This window comes from Duffyella gerundensis (genome assembly GCF_001517405.1).
In the GTDB taxonomy this organism is placed as follows: domain Bacteria; phylum Pseudomonadota; class Gammaproteobacteria; order Enterobacterales; family Enterobacteriaceae; genus Duffyella; species Duffyella gerundensis.
In genome coordinates, this window is sequence record NZ_LN907827.1 from 1,066,804 (window position 1) to 1,083,835 (window position 17,032).

At 50.0% G+C, this 17,032-nt stretch carries 14 protein-coding genes; 7 read left to right on the top strand and 7 right to left on the bottom strand.

The window, feature by feature from the left end; genetic code table 11:
• Positions 1-4 precede the first annotated feature (4 nt).
• The 7 genes from cyoE to EM595_RS04845 all read right to left on the bottom strand — a co-directional run bounded on the left by cyoE (position 5) and on the right by EM595_RS04845 (position 7,301).
• A complete protein-coding gene (gene cyoE / locus EM595_RS04815) occupies positions 5-892 on the bottom strand; it encodes a heme o synthase (protein ID WP_067428389.1) in 888 nt (295 codons plus the stop codon).
• Between the two features lie 13 nt (positions 893-905).
• Positions 906-1,235: a cytochrome o ubiquinol oxidase subunit IV gene (locus EM595_RS04820; protein ID WP_067428392.1), complete on the bottom strand. Its 330-nt coding sequence runs from the start codon at positions 1,233-1,235 to the stop codon at positions 906-908.
• Complete coding sequence (locus EM595_RS04825) at positions 1,235-1,855, bottom strand: cytochrome o ubiquinol oxidase subunit III (protein WP_067428400.1); 621 nt, start codon at positions 1,853-1,855, stop codon at positions 1,235-1,237. The genes EM595_RS04820 and EM595_RS04825 overlap by 1 nt, the downstream gene beginning before the upstream one ends.
• A complete protein-coding gene (cyoB, locus tag EM595_RS04830; protein WP_067428403.1) occupies positions 1,855-3,837 on the bottom strand; it encodes a cytochrome o ubiquinol oxidase subunit I in 1,983 nt (660 codons plus the stop codon). The genes EM595_RS04825 and cyoB overlap by 1 nt, the downstream gene beginning before the upstream one ends.
• Before the next feature lie 4 nt (positions 3,838-3,841).
• Positions 3,842-4,768 carry a cytochrome o ubiquinol oxidase subunit II gene (gene cyoA / locus EM595_RS04835; protein ID WP_067428406.1) on the bottom strand — a complete coding sequence of 309 codons (927 nt, stop codon included), beginning with the start codon at positions 4,766-4,768 and terminating at the stop codon, positions 3,842-3,844.
• Positions 4,769-5,199: 431 nt separating this feature from the next.
• Positions 5,200-6,678, bottom strand: coding sequence for a muropeptide MFS transporter AmpG (gene ampG, locus EM595_RS04840; RefSeq protein ID WP_067428409.1), 1,479 nt, complete (start codon positions 6,676-6,678; stop codon positions 5,200-5,202).
• Between the two features lie 47 nt (positions 6,679-6,725).
• Positions 6,726-7,301, bottom strand: coding sequence for a lipoprotein (locus EM595_RS04845; protein ID WP_067428412.1), 576 nt, complete (start codon positions 7,299-7,301; stop codon positions 6,726-6,728).
• 279 nt (positions 7,302-7,580) lie between these two features.
• On the opposite strand from EM595_RS04845, the gene bolA reads away from it, so the two are divergent.
• The 7 genes from bolA (at position 7,581) to ppiD (ending at position 16,960) form a co-directional block, all read left to right on the top strand.
• On the top strand, positions 7,581-7,895 hold the full coding sequence (gene bolA, locus EM595_RS04850; protein WP_067428415.1) for a transcriptional regulator BolA: 315 nt from the start codon (positions 7,581-7,583) through the stop codon (positions 7,893-7,895).
• A 294-nt stretch (positions 7,896-8,189) separates the two neighbouring features.
• Positions 8,190-9,494 carry a trigger factor gene (gene tig / locus EM595_RS04855; RefSeq protein WP_067428417.1) on the top strand — a complete coding sequence of 435 codons (1,305 nt, stop codon included), beginning with the start codon at positions 8,190-8,192 and terminating at the stop codon, positions 9,492-9,494.
• Between the two features lie 335 nt (positions 9,495-9,829).
• Positions 9,830-10,453, top strand: coding sequence for an ATP-dependent Clp endopeptidase proteolytic subunit ClpP (clpP, locus tag EM595_RS04860; RefSeq protein ID WP_067428420.1), 624 nt, complete (start codon positions 9,830-9,832; stop codon positions 10,451-10,453).
• Between the two features lie 129 nt (positions 10,454-10,582).
• Complete coding sequence (gene clpX / locus EM595_RS04865) at positions 10,583-11,854, top strand: ATP-dependent protease ATP-binding subunit ClpX (RefSeq protein WP_067428423.1); 1,272 nt, start codon at positions 10,583-10,585, stop codon at positions 11,852-11,854.
• A gap of 191 nt (positions 11,855-12,045) precedes the next feature.
• Positions 12,046-14,400, top strand: a complete 2,355-nt coding sequence (lon, locus tag EM595_RS04870; RefSeq protein ID WP_067428426.1) for an endopeptidase La — start codon at positions 12,046-12,048, stop codon at positions 14,398-14,400.
• Positions 14,401-14,610: 210 nt separating this feature from the next.
• Positions 14,611-14,889 (top strand): nucleoid-associated protein HU-beta, encoded by a 279-nt coding sequence (gene hupB / locus EM595_RS04875; protein WP_067435164.1) that lies wholly within the window; start codon positions 14,611-14,613, stop codon positions 14,887-14,889.
• A gap of 205 nt (positions 14,890-15,094) precedes the next feature.
• Positions 15,095-16,960: a peptidylprolyl isomerase gene (gene ppiD, locus EM595_RS04880; RefSeq protein ID WP_067428429.1), complete on the top strand. Its 1,866-nt coding sequence runs from the start codon at positions 15,095-15,097 to the stop codon at positions 16,958-16,960.
• Positions 16,961-17,032 lie beyond the last annotated feature (72 nt).

Here is a 17,032-nt window from a genome sequence, read left to right on the forward strand (position 1 = left end):
GCGATTACCACACGTAGGTCAGCATATCTTTCGATGCAGGCGTCATGAAGTCAATCGACATCATCACGCTCAGTGCCGTAATGGCGACAATGGAGAAAACAAACAGTTTACGCGCCCAAACACGATCGTTTGAGGTTTTGTAACCGGAAAGCGCCATGCCTAACCACCAGACACTGACTGCCGCCGCGACGATCAGATACTTATAACCCGCATAGCCGCCAAGCGTCAGCATCAGCGTGGCAATCATAAACGCCAAAATGTAGAGCGTAATATGATTTTTTGCCACCGAAATGCCTTTCACTACTGGCAGAACCGGGATATTAGCTGCCTGATAATCTTTGAAGCGGAAAATCGCAATGGCGTAAGAATGTGGCATCTGCCACAGACTGAAGATAGCCAGCAGGATCAGCGCACCGGTATCAAAGTTGCCCGTTACTGCACAGTAACCGATAACCGGAGGCGCCGCGCCTGACAGGCTGCCAATCAGCGTGCCATAAACGGAATTACGCTTCATATAGAGGCTGTAAATGCCGACATACACCACGAAGCCCATCACCGCCAGCCACATGGCCAGCGGGTTTGCTCCGAGATAGAGTAACGCAAAGCCAGCAATACCTAACGCGGTTGCATAAACCAGGCTTACTTTCGGAGAGATAAGGCCTTTCACCAGCACTCGATTCTTGGTCCGCTCCATTTTGCGGTCGATGTCGCGGTCAATCACGTTGTTGAATACACAACCTGATGCAACCACTAGCGAAACACCTACCAGGGTGGAGAGAAACAGGACGTAATCAATGCTGCCTTTGGACGCCAGCAAAAATCCGCCAATGACAGAAATTAAATTCCCGAAAATAATTCCTGGTTTTGTTACTTGCAGGTATTGCTTAATCATTACATGCGACTCTTTAGTGAACCATCATGTTGTAGTTGAGGTTCCACATAATCCACAGCGAGCCTACAACAACGATCAGAATGATGAGTGCCGAGAAAACGATGGCGACCATGTTCCAGCCGCCTTCAGTTTTCGTATCCAGGTGCAGGAAGTAAATCAGGTGAACGATAACCTGAACAACCGCACAAGCGACAACGACACCAATAATCGTGGTATGTGATGCGCTGCCATCCATTACCATCCAGAACGGAATACCGGTCAGGATGATAGAAAGGATGAAGCCAACCATATAGGACTTCACGGTGCTATGTGGGACAACATGTTCGTTGGTTGAGTGACTCATTACATGGCTCCCATCAGATAAACAATGGTAAATACACAAATCCATACCACGTCAAGGAAGTGCCAGAACAAGCTCAAACACAGAATACGTGTACGGTTTGTTGAGGTCAGGCCACGTTTGGAGATCTGGAACATCAGTACCAGCATCCAAATCAGACCAGAAGTCACGTGCAGACCATGCGTACCTACCAGCGTAAAGAAGCCAGAGAGGAAACCACTGGTGTTCGGACCGTAACCTTCAGCAATCAGATGATGGAATTCATAGATTTCCATACAGATGAAGCCAAGACCGCACAGGAACGTCAGCGCAAGCCAGGCATTCACGCCACCTTTCTTGTCATGGTTCATTGAGATAACGGCCATGCCATAGGTGATGGAGCTTAACAGCAGAAGCGCTGTTTCACCGAGCACAAACGGTAACTCAAAGATGTCTTTCCCTGCCGGGCCACCGGCAGTGTTATTCATCATTACTGCATAGGTCGCAAAAAGGGTTGCGAAGATAATGCAGTCACTCATGAGGTAGATCCAGAAGCCAAAGATCTTATTGGCTCCTGCATCGTGATGCCCATGCTCCGCATGGGCGTCGTCGTGATGATGTTTAATCGCAGTTTCAGTTGACATTATTTCAGACCTGCTTTGCTGATTTCGTCAAAGTGCTGTTTCTCCAGCTGCTCGATCACTTTAACCGGCACGTAGTAGTCCACGTCTTCGTCAAAGCTCTTCACAATCCAGGAAACAATAATGCCCAGGAAGGACAGACCCGCCAGCCACCAGATATGCCAGATCATAGCGAAACCAAACAGCGTAGCGAACGCGGCGATAACAATACCGGCACCACTGTTCTTCGGCATATGAATCTCTTCATATTTAGCCGGTTGAGTATAAGCTTCGCCTTTCTCTTTCATTTCCCAGAACGCATCGCGCTCGTGAACATGAGGCACTACAGCAAAGTTATAGAACGGTGGTGGTGAAGAGGTTGCCCACTCCAGCGTACGGCCGCCCCATGGATCGCCAGTCAGGTCACGGTTCTGATCGCGGTCACGTACCGATACCCAGAACATGGTCAGCTGACAAAGGATACCGCAAGCGATCAGCGCTGCACCGACTGCGGCAATAACCAGCAGTGAGTGGAACTGAGGATCGATATCCTGGCTCAGACGACGTGTCATGCCCATAAAGCCCAGCACGTACAGCGGCATAAAGGCAACAAAGAAGCCGATAATCCAGAACCAGAACGCGCGCTTGCCCCAGGTTTCATTCAGGGTAAAGCCGAACGCTTTCGGGAACCAGTAGGTCACACCAGCCATACAACCAAACACCACACCACCAATAATCACGTTATGGAAGTGTGCGATCAGGAACAGGCTGTTATGCAGCACGAAGTCTGCGCCTGGTACTGCCAGCAGAACACCGGTCATACCACCGATAGAGAAGGTGACCAGGAAGCCAACTGTCCACAACATCGCAGAGTGCATCTGAATGCGGCCCTGATACATGGTGAAAAGCCAGTTAAAGATCTTAACGCCGGTTGGGATAGCGATAATCATCGTCATGATACCGAAGAAGGCGTTGACGTTTGCGCCTGCACCCATCGTAAAGAAGTGGTGCAACCAAACGATAAACGACAGCACGGTAATGGCGATGGTAGCCCAAACCAGTGAGGTGTAGCCAAACAGACGTTTCTTGGAGAAGGTCGCAGTGATTTCAGCGAAAACACCGAATACCGGCAGAACAAGAATGTACACTTCCGGGTGACCCCAGACCCAAATCAGGTTGACGTACATCATCATGTTACCGCCCATTTCATTGGTGAAGAAATGGAAGTCGAGGTAACGATCAAGCGTCAACAGCGCCAGCGTCACGGTAAGCACCGGGAACGCAGCAATGATCAGGACGTTAGTACAAAGTGCTGTCCAGGTGAAAACCGGCATTTTGAACAGGCTCATGCCTGGTGCACGCATTTTCAGGATAGTCACAAAGAAGTTCACGCCGGTCAGGGTGGTACCAATACCGGAGAGCTGCAACGACCAGATCCAGTAATCTACCCCTACGCCAGGACTGTACTCCGCACCCGAGAGCGGCGGATAAGCCAGCCAACCGGTCTGTGCGAATTCGCCCACACCCAGTGACAGGTTAACCAGGATCACACCAACAGCGGTGAACCAGAAGCTCAGGTTATTCAGGAACGGGAAAGCAACGTCGCGCGCACCGATCTGCAGAGGAACAGCCAGGTTCATCAGGCCGACCACGAATGGCATCGCTACGAAGAAGATCATGATAACGCCGTGGGCGGTAAAGATCTGATCGTAGTGGTGCGGTGGCAAAATGCCCGCTTCACCTGCGGATGCCAGCACCTGCTGGGTACGCATCATAATTGCATCGGCAAAACCACGCAGCAGCATGACAAATGCCATGATGATATACATGATGCCTAATTTTTTGTGGTCAACCGAGGTTAACCATTCCGACCAAAGATATTGCCATTTACCAAAGTAGGTGAGGGCAGCAACAACCGCCAGGCCACCTAGAATGATACCGGCAACCGTAACCATGATAATCGGTTCATGATACGGCACTGCATCCAGTGTTAATTTTCCGAACATCGTTTTATTCCTCGGCTCCCGCCGTCGCGGATTTACTCATGTCCATACCTTCGTGCTTTGGCATGTCCATTTTCCCGTGGCTCATCTTGAACTTGTTGATGATTTGCACAAACAGTTCAGGGTTCGCTGAAGAGAAATATTCAACCGGATGGTTTTCGCTTGGCGCTGCCAATTTCTCGAAATCCTCCATGTTGGCCAGGGCATTAGGTGCAGCTTTCACTTTCGCAACCCACTGCTGGAATTCAGCATCGTTCTGAGTAGCAATCGCTTTGAACTTCATGCCTGAGAAACCACGGCCGCTGAAGTTAGAAGAGATGCCGTCAAAAGTACCGGGTTCGTTCGCAATCAAATGCAACTTGGTCTGCATACCGGCCATGGCATAAATCTGGCTGCCAAGGGTAGGAATGAAGAACGAGTTCATGACGCTATTGGAAGTGATTTTAAAGCTAACTGGGGTGTTCGCCGGGAAAGCAATCTGGTTCACAGTTGCAATACCTTGCTCCGGATAGATGAACAGCCATTTCCAGTCCAGGGCGACAACATCGATCTCAACCGGTTTCACGTCAGAAGCCAGCGGTTTGCTCGGCTCCAGGGCGTGGGTTGATTTCCACGTTAACACACCAAGGAAGATGATGATCAGGATCGGAATCGTCCAGACCACGGCTTCAACTTTGTTCGAGTGCGACCAGTTAGGGCTATATTTGGCATTCGTATTGGACGCCCGATATTTCCAGGCAAACACGACGGCCATCAGAACTGCTGGAATAACAACAATCAACATCAAGCCAAAGGCTGTCAGTATCAGTGAACGTTGCTCCAATGCAATCTGACCTTTAGGATTTAACAATGCATTATCACAGCCACTTAGCAATAAAGTGCCCGCGATTAATGACAAAATCCCCAAACTTTTATTGTATTTCTTGAGTCTCATTTAACGACCTCAATGACAAGGGCTCTATTGTCGTTTAAGTGTGGCGGCATTTTACGGGAAGGTTGCATTACTGTAAACCAGCTTAAGATTGCGTCAGGGTGCCGTTGACACCTTTTGCTAAGAGCATCACAGATGTTTCGCAGCGTGACAAAATCTCAATTCTGGCAAGCAGTTGAGTATAATATAACAAAAACTAATGAAGAAAATGCAGTAAAAAACATCTAAATTATAAACGATGAAACCAGGACATGATTATTTAACATCTGTGTATCATTTGGGAGACAATAATTATACAAATATAATAACGCTCCGGTTGAAAATAAGCCCTTATGCACATTTGCCCGCTTTGAAGTTATTTTAAAAATATTTTGTTCTCAAAACTTTATTAATTTTTGCGGTTGCGCAATGTGCATTTTAAGCTAGTCGTAACGTTAATTGTAACGGGTGCGCCGTAACGCAACATAATCCAGAACTGAGCCGACAATAATGCTGGCAAGAACCAACGCTAAACCGCTGCTGAACAGCGCACTCAGCAGATGGTCAGCGAGAGAAAAATGCAACATATTGGCTATCAATAGCATAAGCCAGATCAACAGCAGCAGCGCACCCAGCATCAACAGCTTCAGACTCAAGCGATACGCAATGGTTAACTCAACGCGAGGCAAAAATGCGCCTGTTTTTTGGCTCAGCGTCAGTGTATCGCGGCATGCCCACAGCAGCAGCAATCCTGGCAGCGCGGCCACTACCGAGAAGGCATAAAATAGTGGCCACCCCCACAACTCGACAAACCAGCCGGCAGCGGGCCCAACATACACCCTGCCTACGGCCGAAAGGGCGGAAAGCAGAGCAAACTGGGTTGCAGAGAAATTCTTATTACACAGCGTCATTAACAAGGCGACAAAGGCCGCTGTGCCCATGCCACCACACAGGTTTTCAATAAATACCGCGCCGCCCATGGTCCACAGGTGCTGCGGCGTCACGGCCAGCAACCAGTAAGCGAAGTTAGAGACGGCCTGTAGCAGGCCAAATATCATCAGCGCACGGAATAACGACAGGCGCTGCATCAACACGCCGCCGTACAAAGCGCCGATGATGGTCGCCAACAGCCCAAGACTTTTATTGACCAGACCCACATCCCCCGCCTGGAAGCCCAGACCGCGAATCAAAAATGTGGTGGTCAGGCTGGCGGCGAATGCATCGCCAAGCTTGTAAAGAATGATTAATGACAGCATAAGCCAGGCGTTGTTGCGGCTAAAGAAGTCGCGCAGTGGAGCGACGACGGCCTGTTCCAGCGTTCTGGGCTGGCTGCTGACCGCTTGAGGTTCATCAGCCATCAAGGTAGCGAAGATTGCAGGCAGCATTAACGCTGCCATCAGCCAGTAGGTTAACTGCCAGCCAAGCCAGCGATCAGCCAGCCACAGCGCTAACCCGCCAGAAACCAGCATCGCCAGCCGATAGCCTAATACGGTTAATGCCGCGCCGCTGCCTCGCTCTTGCGCAGGCAAGATATCCGTTTTCCATGCGTCAAAAACGATATCCTGCGAGGCTGAACAAAAGGCAATCGCCACGGCGACAGCTGCCATCAGCGTGAGATCCTGCGAAGGACGCAAAAAGCCCATTGTGACAATGCCTGCCAGCAAGGCGAATTGCGTCAGCAACAGCCAGCCGCGCCTACGCCCAAAAAATGGCGGCGTGTAGCGATCCATAAAAGGTGCCCACAGAAATTTGAAAACATAGGCCTGACCGACCAGAGAAAAAAAACCGATGGTCTTCAGGTCTATGTTTTCCACCGTCATCCACGCTTGCAACGTGCCCGCGGTCAGCGCCAGCGGTAGACCGGAAGCGAATCCCAGCATTAACAAGATGGCCGCTTTGGGCTGGGTAAACATGCGCAGATAAGAAGGGGTCATACAAACCTTAACAGACATGCCCGGCACAGGCCGGGCACAGGAGATAATTAGCGGGCGTTTTGCTTAATAAAACTGTTCACACTGGTATCTTGTGCCATATCGCTGATGACATCGCCAAGCGTGGCGTTAACGGCATTAGTGATTTTAGCGTTGGTTGCGCTAAACGCGCCTTCTACGCTGTAGGTCTGGCGATAGTTTTTGACCTGCTTGTTACCATTCTTCGCGGTAGCGATAATAGACACGTCCGCTTTAGTGGTAATGCTGTAACGCACGCTACCTTGCGTAACGTCGGCATAGAGGTTGTTAACCACGATTTGCAGATCCACCGCGCCATTCGGACCGACCATGTAACCGCGTGAGGTCATCTGTTTTTCCAGCACTTCCTGCAGCAGGAAACGCAGATCGCGCGAAGGCGTCAATGTCACCAACTGGCCATCGCGGTTAACTTTGGCCAGTGCCTGATCGGCACGCTGGTCAGCGCCGTTGATGCTGACAGTAATACCGGTCAGGCTTGGGTCCTGCTGTGGCAGTTCAATTTTAGGCTGAACGTTCAGCGTATTCGTGGTGCTTGCACAACCAGCCAAAATCAAGGCCAGCAGTGGGAAAAGTAATTTCTTATACATGCTTATTGTCTCTTTAGGCTGTGTTAATGGTCTGCAAAACTGCCGTCATCATATCATTGCCGCGCAGGTAAGGAAGCCCCGATAGCATGTAAATTCATCATCTTGCGGCATCTGCAACAGCGCAAAGTTCAGCGCTTTTACCAACCTGTAGCGCGCATATCGCCTGCTATCGCATGAGCACGTCACAGATTATTTTCGCTTCGCTGATACGGATAAAGTATAAAACCAACTAATATTGAATGAGATGGGGCGCCGTAGAGAGCCATGAGGAGTGACACTATGATTCGCGAGCAAATAGAAGAAAAGTTGCGTGTAGCGTTTCAACCAATACATCTGGAAGTACATGATGAAAGCTACCGTCATAATGTACCGGCGGGTTCAGAAAGCCACTTCAAAGTGGTGATTGTCAGCGATGAGTTTACCGGGCAACGATTTCTGGCACGTCATCGCGCTATCTATGGCCTGTTGTCAGAAGAGTTGGCGGGCAGCGTCCATGCTTTAGCGTTACATACTTACACGGTAAAAGAGTGGGAAGGATTACAGGATACAGTACCGGCATCGCCGAATTGCCGAGGCGCGGGAACGCTGGCGTAACCGGCGACGATGCAATAAACGGCCTGCGGGCCGTTTTTTTGTCGCCGTGCTTTTCGTCGTTTTTGCGGCACAGACCGTGAAATAGCTGGAAAAGCAGCGGGTTTGCGTTCTCGACTCATTAAGGTGATGTCGCTATAATGCTGCGTCTATTTTTCCGGAATGTCTTCGGGATGCTACTGGTAACAGGGATTGTGATTCTGATGACAGAAGCGCTCCCGGTTATTGGATACGGCGCATTTTCACTATGTGTGGTGTCTGAAGTTGACCGAGCACGTGATTTTTTGAGGTAACAAGATGCAAGTTTCAGTAGAAACCACTCAGGGCCTTGGCCGTCGCGTTACGATTACTGTCCCTGCTGACAGCATTGAAAGCGCAGTGAAAAAAGAGCTGGTTGAAGTAGCTAAGAAAGTCCGTATTGATGGTTTCCGCAAAGGTAAAGTGCCGATGACCGTTGTGTCTCAGCGTTACGGCGCGTCTGTTCGTCAGGACGTACTGGGCGATCTGATGCAGCGTAACTTTGTCGATGCAATCATCAAAGAAAAGATTAATCCAGCTGGCGCACCTAATTATGTGCCGGGTGAATATCAGCAAGGCGGCGATTTCACTTACTCCGTTGAGTTTGAAGTCTATCCGGAAGTAGAGCTGAAAGATCTGGAATCTATCGAAGTAGAAAAGCCAGTTGTGAACGTAACTGATGAAGATGTTGACGCCATGCTGGAAACCCTGCGTAAGCAGCAGGCTACCTGGAAAGAGACCGATAAAGCTGCGACCACTGAAGATCGCGCGACCATCGATTTCACCGGTTCGGTCGATGGTGAAGAGTTTGAAGGCGGCAAAGCCACTGATTTCGTTCTCGCTATGGGACAAGGCCGCATGATCCCAGGCTTTGAAGAAGGTGTTGCTGGCCATAAAGCAGGCGAAACCTTCACGATCAACGTTAAATTCCCGGACGATTACCATGCTGAAAACCTGAAAGGGAAAGATGCTAAGTTTGAAATCGTGCTGAAGAAAGTTGAAGAGCGTGAGCTGCCTGAACTGACTGAAGAGTTCATTTCTCGCTTTGGCGTTGAAGATGGTTCCGTTGCCGGTCTGCGTGCTGAAGTACGTAAGAACATGGAACGTGAACTGAAAGGCGCTGTGCGTAACCGTGTAAAAACCCAGGCGATTGACGGTTTAGTGAATGCTAACGAAATCGATGTGCCAGCTGCGCTGGTTGACAGCGAGATCGACGTGCTGCGTCGTCAGGCTGCACAGCGTTTCGGCGGCAATGAAAACCAGGCACTGGAATTACCGCGCGAACTGTTCGAAGAGCAGGCAAAGCGTCGCGTTGTTGTCGGTCTCCTGCTGGGCGAAGTTATTCGCACTCACGAACTGAAAGCAGACGAAGCACGTGTGCAAACGCTGATCGAAGAGATGGCGTCTGCCTACGAAGATCCACAGGAAGTCATCGAGTTCTACAGCAAAAACAACGAGCTGATGAACAACATGCGCAACGTTGCCCTGGAAGAGCAGGCTGTTGAAGCGGTACTGGAAAAAGCGAAAGTGACTGAAAAAGCCACCAGCTTCCAGGATCTGATGAATCAGACTGCTACAGCCTGATAATCCGCACGACCTGCTACTCAGCCCGCTACTGCAAAGTAGTGGGCTTTTTGCTTTTATGGCTCAGGGAAAGCGCTCTTTTATCAGCTATTCGTTTAATTATCCGGCAAAATAACCGTTAAGCTGATTTTCAAGGTTAGCGATTAATGAAAACGTTGTTATGCTTGAAATAACTGAGCTCGATCCCCAGATCCCTCTGTACAGAAGCTGTAACTACGCTGGCTGATTAACCGTGCTACTGGCATCGGCTACGGAGCGGGAGCATAGTCTTGCTGTCTCTCCTCGAGTAGAATCGGTTGAGTTGTGGCCAAATGAAATTTATCCAGGAGATGGTAATGTCATACAGTGGCGAACGTGAATTTACTGCACCAAATATGGCGCTGGTGCCGATGGTGGTTGAACAAACCTCCCGTGGCGAGCGCTCATACGATATCTATTCTCGCCTGCTTAAAGAGCGCGTGATCTTTCTGACCGGCCAGGTTGAAGATCACATGGCGAACCTGATCGTCGCCCAGATGCTGTTTCTCGAAGCAGAAAATCCCGAAAAAGACATCTACCTCTATATTAACTCCCCAGGCGGTGTTATTACTGCGGGCATGTCAATTTATGACACGATGAAGTTTATCAAACCTGATGTCAGCACTATCTGTATGGGCCAGGCCTGTTCAATGGGTGCATTTTTGCTGACTGCGGGCACTAAAGGTAAACGTTTTTGTCTACCTAACTCGCGGGTCATGATTCACCAGCCGTTGGGCGGGTATCAGGGCCAGGCGACCGACATTGAAATTCATGCGCGTGAAATTTTGAAAGTGAAGCAGCGTATGAATGAGCTGATGGCGGAACATACCGGCAAGACATTGGCTGAAATTGAGAAAGATACCGAGCGGGATCGTTTCCTCTCAGCCAGCGAAGCGGTAGAGTATGGCCTTGTCGATTCCATTCTGACGCATCGCGAATAAGGCCCGGTTCGTTTATCCGTTCTATAGTTAACGGAGTAAACGCTCACGAGGCGTATGAATATTGGCCGCCGCATGTCGCGGCCAGCACCGCATTTTCCTGCGGGAGAAGATAAAAGAAGAGGTTAGCTGATGACAGATAAGCGCAAAGACGGTTCAGGGAAGTTGCTGTACTGCTCTTTTTGCGGCAAAAGCCAGCATGAAGTGCGTAAGCTGATTGCCGGGCCGTCAGTGTATATCTGCGATGAGTGTGTCGATCTGTGTAACGACATCATTCGCGAAGAGATAAAAGAAGTGGCTCCGCATCGCGAGCGTAGCGCATTGCCAACGCCACATGAAATCCGCCATCACCTCGACGATTATGTTATCGGCCAGGAAAAGGCGAAAAAAGTGTTGGCTGTAGCGGTATATAACCATTACAAGCGCTTGCGTAACGGCGATACCAGTAACGGCATTGAACTGGGCAAAAGTAACATTTTGCTGATCGGTCCTACCGGTAGCGGTAAAACGTTGTTAGCTGAAACGCTGGCTCGACTGCTGGATGTGCCTTTTACCATGGCGGATGCCACCACGCTGACCGAAGCCGGTTACGTGGGTGAAGATGTGGAAAACATCATCCAGAAGCTGCTGCAGAAATGTGACTACGATGTGCAGAAAGCGCAACGCGGAATCGTTTATATCGATGAAATTGATAAGATTTCTCGCAAATCTGACAACCCGTCTATCACGCGTGACGTGTCGGGCGAGGGCGTTCAGCAGGCGCTGCTGAAGCTGATTGAGGGCACCGTGGCTGCGGTTCCGCCACAGGGTGGCCGTAAGCATCCTCAGCAGGAATTCTTGCAGGTTGATACCTCCAAGATTCTGTTTATCTGCGGCGGCGCATTTGCAGGTCTCGATAAAGTGATTTCGCAACGCGTTGAAACCGGCTCAGGTATAGGTTTTGGTGCTACGGTGAAAGGCAAGTCTGAGAAAGCATCTGAAGGCCAGTTGCTGGAGCAGGTTGAGCCGGAAGATCTGATCAAGTTTGGCTTGATTCCTGAGTTCATTGGTCGTCTGCCTGTAGTGGCAACGCTTAACGAACTTAGCGAAGAAGCGCTGATTCAAATTCTGCGTGAGCCAAAAAATGCGCTGACTAAACAATATCAGGCGCTGTTTAATCTTGAAGGCGTTGAGTTGGAATTCCGTGACGAAGCTTTGACGGCGATTGCCAAAAAAGCGAACTCGCGCAAAACCGGTGCCCGTGGCTTAAGATCAATTGTTGAAGGCGCATTACTCGATACCATGTACGATCTGCCTTCGATGGATGATGTTGAAAAAGTGGTTATTGATGACTCCGTCATTGAGGGGCAATCTGCACCTATGCTTATTTATGGCAAACATGAAGCTCAGGCTTCTGGCGAATAAATAATCACCACAATCCAGCAAGATAGTTAAAAAAGGGGAAATTCGTTTCCCCTTTACTATTTCTCGCCCGCTGAACATTGAATGTCTGCTCATCATCCCCATATACTCAAATACCTGTGGGTTAAACTGCACATTCCCTGCATTATGCGGTGCCCATCACCTGGCGGAAAATTAAACTAAGAGAGAGCTCTATGAATCCTGAGCGTTCTGAACGCATTGAAATCCCCGTGTTGCCTCTGCGCGACGTGGTGGTTTATCCGCACATGGTAATTCCGTTGTTTGTTGGTCGGGAAAAATCGATTCGGTGCCTCGAAGCCGCAATGGATCACGATAAAAAGATCATGCTGGTTGCACAGAAAGAGGCTTCAACGGATGAACCTGGCATTAACGATCTCTTCTCGGTAGGGACCGTTGCATCCATTTTACAAATGCTCAAGCTGCCCGATGGCACGGTTAAAGTGCTGGTTGAAGGTCTGCAGCGGGCAAATATCACCTCATTAACGGATAACGGCGAACATTTTGTCGCTGAAGCCGAATATCTGGTTGCGCCAGAGATTGAAGAGCGCGAACAGGAAGTGCTGGTCCGTACGGCCATCAATCAGTTTGAAGGCTATATCAAGCTGAACAAAAAGATTCCACCAGAAGTCCTGACCTCGCTGAACAGCATCGATGACGCTGCACGTCTTGCCGATACCGTTGCGGCACATATGCCGCTCAAGCTGGCAGATAAACAATCTGTGCTGGAAATGGCTGACGTCAACGAACGTCTGGAATACCTGATGGCGATGATGGAGTCGGAAATCGACCTGCTGCAGGTTGAAAAGCGCATCCGTAATCGCGTCAAAAAACAGATGGAAAAAAGCCAGCGCGAGTACTATCTGAATGAGCAGATGAAGGCTATTCAGAAAGAACTGGGCGAAATGGATGATGCGCCGGATGAAAATGAAGCGCTGAAGCGCAAGATTGACGCGGCTAATATGCCGAAAGAAGCGCGCGAAAAAACAGAAGCAGAACTGCAGAAGCTGAAAATGATGTCGCCGATGTCTGCTGAAGCAACCGTGGTTCGCGGCTATATCGACTGGATGGTTCAGGTGCCGTGGAATGCGCGCAGTAAAGTCAAAAAAGACTTACGCAAGGCGCAGGAAACGCTGGATACCGATCATTACGGTCTGGAACGGGTCAAAGACCGCATCCTGGAATACCTTGCTGTACAAAGCCGCGTCAGCAAAATCAAAGGGCCTATTCTCTGTTTAGTAGGACCACCGGGCGTGGGTAAAACCTCGCTGGGCCAGTCGATTGCTAAAGCAACCGGCCGTAAGTATGTGCGCATGGCTTTGGGTGGCGTACGTGATGAAGCGGAAATTCGCGGGCATCGTCGCACCTATATTGGTTCGATGCCGGGCAAGCTGATTCAGAAAATGGCGAAGGTTGGCGTTAAAAACCCGCTGTTCCTGCTGGATGAGATTGACAAAATGTCTTCAGACATGCGCGGCGATCCGGCTTCCGCATTGCTGGAAGTGCTTGACCCAGAACAGAACATTGCGTTTAACGATCATTATCTGGAAGTCGATTATGACCTTTCAGACGTGATGTTTGTGGCAACTTCTAACTCCATGAACATCCCGGCGCCGCTGCTGGACCGTATGGAAGTAATTCGTCTTTCGGGTTATACCGAAGATGAGAAACTTAACATCGCCATGCAGCATTTGCTGCCGAAGCAGATTGAACGTAATGCCCTGAAGAAAAACGAAATTACTGTTGATGAAAGTGCAATTGTCGGCATTATTCGTTATTACACGCGCGAAGCTGGCGTACGTAGTCTTGAGCGCGAGCTGTCCAAACTGTGTCGTAAAGCAGTGAAAGCGCTGCTGCTGGATAAGAGCAAAAAGCACATCGAGATCAACGGTGACAACCTGAAGGATTATCTGGGCGTCCAGCGTTTCGATTATGGTCGTGCAGAAAGCGAAAACCGTGTAGGGCAGGTTACCGGCCTGGCGTGGACGGAAGTGGGTGGCGATCTGCTCACTATCGAAACGGCCTGTGTGCCGGGTAAAGGTAAACTGACCTATACCGGTTCGCTAGGTGAAGTGATGCAAGAGTCCATTCAGGCTGCTCTGACCGTAGTCCGCGCGCGTGCTGACAAGCTGGGCATCAATGGTGACTTCTACGAAAAACGTGATATTCACGTTCACGTACCAGAAGGCGCCACGCCTAAAGATGGCCCGAGTGCGGGTATCGCCATGTGTACCGCATTGGTCTCCTGTCTGACCGGGAATCCAGTGCGCTCTAATGTGGCTATGACCGGTGAAATCACTTTACGTGGTCAGGTGTTGCCGATCGGCGGTTTGAAAGAGAAACTGCTGGCTGCGCACCGTGGCGGCATCAAAGTTGTGCTGATTCCGGATGAGAACAAGCGCGATCTGGAAGAGATTCCGGACAATGTGCTTGCCGATCTGGAAATCCATCCGGTTAAGCGCATCGAAGAAGTGCTGACGCTGGCTCTGCAAAATGCCCCTTATGGCATGCAGGTCGCGACCGCAAACTAACGATCGTCGCAAAAACAGTGAAAAAGCCGAGCTGGCAAGCCATTTGAGCTTGCCAGCTTTTTTTTGTGCCGCTACCTTAGATTGCTGTTGAAGCGGCGAATAAGATGATTACCGTTGTTTCGATATCTCAGGCTTGATATAACTTGCTGCGCGTTCGCACCGGGCAGGATTCTGCGTGCGAAGTGAATAATAAAAGAGGGGATGAAGAGAGTGAATAAGTCACAATTGATCGACAAAATTGCTGCGGATGCTGATATTTCTAAAGCTGCTGCTGGACGTGTATTAGATGCATTCGTCAGTTCTGTTTCTGATTCACTGAAAGAGGGTGATGAAGTTGCGCTGGTTGGTTTTGGCACATTCTCTGTGCGTGAACGTGCTGCACGTACAGGCCGTAACCCACAGACCGGTAAAGAATTGACCATTCCGGCAGGCAAAGTACCGGGCTTCCGCGCCGGTAAAGCGCTGAAAGACGCAGTTAACGTAAAGTAAAATAAACCACCCGCTAAATTCTTTGGTGGAGTGAGGACTGACAACGCGTTCTCATGTAACATACGGGCACATCTACAGATGTGCCTTTTTTATTTGATGCGTAACGTTCTGATTATGCCTCAGTAAAGCTGCAGCTGATTTGCAGCAGCGTTGGCCTTGCCGACGCAGGGTTTACATTCACACTACAGCGGAGTGTTGTCATACCATGATGGACAATTTACGCGCGGCCTCGAATCATGTCGTGCTCAAAATTCTTTTGGCGCTGATTATCCTGTCTTTTGTGCTGACCGGCGTGGGCAACTACGTGATCGGTGGCGGTGACTTCGCAGCGAAGGTCAACGGCGATGAAATTAGCCGTGCTGAAATGGAACGTGCCTTCAGCAACGAGCGTAGCCGTCAGCAGCAGATGCTGGGCGAACAGTTTTCGCAACTGGCCAGCAACGAAGGTTACATGCAACAGATTCGTCAGCAGGCGCTTTCTCAGCTGATCGATGAAAAGCTGTTAGACCAGTACGCCAGCAAACTGAATCTGGCCATCAGCGACGATCAAATCAAGCAGGCTATCTTTTCCCAGCCCGCATTCCAGACGAATGGAAAATTTGATAACGAGAAATATAACGGTCTGATTACCAGCATGGGTTTTACCGCCGACCAGTATGCGCAGGCGCTGCGCAAACAGTTGACCACTCAACAACTGATTGGCGCAGTGGCCAACACCGATTTTATGCTGAAAGGCGAGGCTGACAATCTGATTGCTCTGGTTTCACAGCAGCGTATGGTGCGTCAGGCAACGATTGATGTCGCTAAATTAGCGGCTCAGCAGTCAGCCAGCGATGAAGAAATTAATAACTACTATCAGCAGAATAAAAACAACTTTATGGCACCGGAACAGTTCCGCGTCAGCTACATAAAGCTGGATGCCGCCGACATGCAGGAAACGGTCAGCGATGCGGATATTCAAAGCTGGTACGACGAACACAAGGCAGATTACGGTCAGCCTGAACGTAAGCGCTATAGCATTATTCAGACTAAAACCGAAGCCGATGCTAACGCGCTATTGCAGCAGTTGAAACAGGGCGCTGATTTTGCCCAGCTGGCGAAAACGAAATCAGCTGATCCTATCTCTGCGCGCAAAGGCGGCGACATGGGCTGGCTTGAGCCTGAAACCACGCCGGATGAGCTTAAGCAGGCTGCGCTTACCACCAAAGGTCAGCTTTCTACAGCCATCAAATCTTCTGTGGGATATTTGATTGTTCGACTGGATGATATTCAGGCTGAGCAGGTTAAACCGCTGTCTGAAGTTCGTGATGCTGTCACCGCCAAAGTGAAGCAGGAAAAGTCAGTTGACGCATTCTATAAGTTACAGCAGAAAGTCAGCGATGCTGCCAGCAACGATAATGCATCGCTGGTGGGTGCAGAGCAGGCTGCCGGAGTAAAAGCGGTAGAAACCAACTGGTTTAGCCGTGACAGTCTGCCAGAGGCTCTAAACTTTAAGCCAGTTGCCGATGCGATTTTTAATGGCGCGCTGATTGGTCAGGATAGTTCTCCTGGTAATAATTCAGACATTATTACCGTGGAAGGCGATCGTGCATTTGTGCTGCGCGTTAGCGAGCATAAGGCGGAAACAGTGAAGCCACTGGATGAAGTCAAAGCGGATATTGCCAGCACCATTAAGCGTGAAAAAGCGCAGAAGCAGGCGAAAGCACAGGCTGAGGCGATTATTGCTGAGCTGAAGTCTGGCAAGCAGGATGCCTTCGACAAGGCGGGTCTGAAGTTTGCCGCTGCGCAGCCGCTGACTCGTAGCGGTCAGGATGCTATTTCACAGGCGGCATTCTCGTTGCCTCAGCCGGAAAAAGGCAAGTCATCCTACGGCATCAGCGAAGATATGCAGGGCAACGTTGTGCTGATGGCACTGGACGACGTGCGCGCCGGCTCGCTTCCTCCGGCTCAGGTCGAGCAGATGGTGAAGGGCGTAACACAAAATAATGCGCAAATCGCCTTTGAAGCGTTGCTCGATAACCTGCGCAAAGAAGCCAAAATCAAGTACGGCGCAGCCGCACAAATGCAGTAACGCTCACAAAAAGCGTGTTGACTCATGCAAGACAAAAGGCCGCTTTCGCGGCCTTTTCCATATCTCAAGATT

What these genes read in the sequence shown, in the direction of transcription:
- cyoE (WP_067428389.1), bottom strand. Translation starts at nt 892, where the DNA reads ATGATTAAGCAATACCTGCAAGTAACAAAACCAGGAATTATTTTCGGG.
- EM595_RS04820 (WP_067428392.1), bottom strand. Translation starts at nt 1,235, where the DNA reads ATGAGTCACTCAACCAACGAACATGTTGTCCCACATAGCACCGTGAAG.
- EM595_RS04825 (WP_067428400.1), bottom strand. Translation starts at nt 1,855, where the DNA reads ATGTCAACTGAAACTGCGATTAAACATCATCACGACGACGCCCATGCG.
- EM595_RS04845 (WP_067428412.1), bottom strand. Translation starts at nt 7,301, where the DNA reads ATGTATAAGAAATTACTTTTCCCACTGCTGGCCTTGATTTTGGCTGGT.
- lon (WP_067428426.1), top strand. Translation starts at nt 12,046, where the DNA reads ATGAATCCTGAGCGTTCTGAACGCATTGAAATCCCCGTGTTGCCTCTG.
- clpP (WP_067428420.1), top strand. Translation starts at nt 9,830, where the DNA reads ATGTCATACAGTGGCGAACGTGAATTTACTGCACCAAATATGGCGCTG.
- ppiD (WP_067428429.1), top strand. Translation starts at nt 15,095, where the DNA reads ATGATGGACAATTTACGCGCGGCCTCGAATCATGTCGTGCTCAAAATT.
- clpX (WP_067428423.1), top strand. Translation starts at nt 10,583, where the DNA reads ATGACAGATAAGCGCAAAGACGGTTCAGGGAAGTTGCTGTACTGCTCT.
- cyoA (WP_067428406.1), bottom strand. Translation starts at nt 4,768, where the DNA reads ATGAGACTCAAGAAATACAATAAAAGTTTGGGGATTTTGTCATTAATC.
- ampG (WP_067428409.1), bottom strand. Translation starts at nt 6,678, where the DNA reads ATGACCCCTTCTTATCTGCGCATGTTTACCCAGCCCAAAGCGGCCATC.
- cyoB (WP_067428403.1), bottom strand. Translation starts at nt 3,837, where the DNA reads ATGTTCGGAAAATTAACACTGGATGCAGTGCCGTATCATGAACCGATT.
- tig (WP_067428417.1), top strand. Translation starts at nt 8,190, where the DNA reads ATGCAAGTTTCAGTAGAAACCACTCAGGGCCTTGGCCGTCGCGTTACG.
- bolA (WP_067428415.1), top strand. Translation starts at nt 7,581, where the DNA reads ATGATTCGCGAGCAAATAGAAGAAAAGTTGCGTGTAGCGTTTCAACCA.